The 1,291-nt window shown below is 53.4% G+C and carries 1 tRNA gene and 1 rRNA gene (1 of these 2 cut by a window edge); both read right to left on the bottom strand.

The features are described 5' to 3' along the window. Positions 1 to 1,081: ribosomal RNA gene (locus tag ACFVTF_RS38440) — 16S ribosomal RNA — on the bottom strand (it extends 590 nt beyond the left edge of the window). Between the two features lie 127 nt (positions 1,082 to 1,208). Beyond that, positions 1,209 to 1,284 (bottom strand) — tRNA-Ala (locus ACFVTF_RS38435). Positions 1,285 to 1,291 lie beyond the last annotated feature (7 nt).

Below are 1,291 nucleotides of genomic sequence, written 5' to 3'. Positions count from 1 at the left end.
GAGCTGACGACAACCATGCACCACCTGTCACCAATGTCCCCGAAGGGAAAACTCTATCTCTAGAGCGGTCATTGGGATGTCAAGACCTGGTAAGGTTCTTCGCGTTGCTTCGAATTAAACCACATGCTCCACCGCTTGTGCGGGCCCCCGTCAATTCCTTTGAGTTTCAGTCTTGCGACCGTACTCCCCAGGCGGAGTGCTTAATGCGTTAGCTGCAGCACTAAGGGGCGGAAACCCCCTAACACTTAGCACTCATCGTTTACGGCGTGGACTACCAGGGTATCTAATCCTGTTCGCTCCCCACGCTTTCGCTCCTCAGCGTCAGTTACAGACCAGAGAGTCGCCTTCGCCACTGGTGTTCCTCCACATCTCTACGCATTTCACCGCTACACGTGGAATTCCACTCTCCTCTTCTGCACTCAAGTTCCCCAGTTTCCAATGACCCTCCCCGGTTGAGCCGGGGGCTTTCACATCAGACTTAAGAAACCGCCTGCGCGCGCTTTACGCCCAATAATTCCGGACAACGCTTGCCACCTACGTATTACCGCGGCTGCTGGCACGTAGTTAGCCGTGGCTTTCTGGTTAGGTACCGTCAAGGTGCCGCCCTATTTGAACGGCACTTGTTCTTCCCTAACAACAGAGCTTTACGATCCGAAAACCTTCATCACTCACGCGGCGTTGCTCCGTCAGACTTTCGTCCATTGCGGAAGATTCCCTACTGCTGCCTCCCGTAGGAGTCTGGGCCGTGTCTCAGTCCCAGTGTGGCCGATCACCCTCTCAGGTCGGCTACGCATCGTCGCCTTGGTGAGCCGTTACCTCACCAACTAGCTAATGCGCCGCGGGTCCATCTGTAAGTGGTAGCCGAAGCCACCTTTTATGTCTGAACCATGCGGTTCAAACAACCATCCGGTATTAGCCCCGGTTTCCCGGAGTTATCCCAGTCTTACAGGCAGGTTACCCACGTGTTACTCACCCGTCCGCCGCTAACATCAGGGAGCAAGCTCCCATCTGTCCGCTCGACTTGCATGTATTAGGCACGCCGCCAGCGTTCGTCCTGAGCCAGGATCAAACTCTCCGAAAAAGTACAAAACCGAAGTTTTGTTTTTCGTCAGCGTTTGACTGACTACCTATGATGTATCATAGGATTTTTTTATAAAAACTCGAATTAACAGGTACGTTTTGTCTTGTTTAGTTTTCAAAGATCATGTTGGTGGAGCCTAGCGGGATCGAACCGCTGACCTCCTGCGTGCAAAGCAGGCGCTCTCCCAGCTGAGCTAAGGCCCCATAAAAG

It is taken from the genome of Kitasatospora sp. NPDC057940, from assembly GCF_042887425.1.
In the GTDB taxonomy this organism is placed as follows: Bacteria; Actinomycetota; Actinomycetes; order Streptomycetales; family Streptomycetaceae; genus Kitasatospora.
The sequence above is the reverse complement of the archived record's forward strand: the minus strand, read 5'-3'. Positions and strand labels throughout refer to the sequence as shown.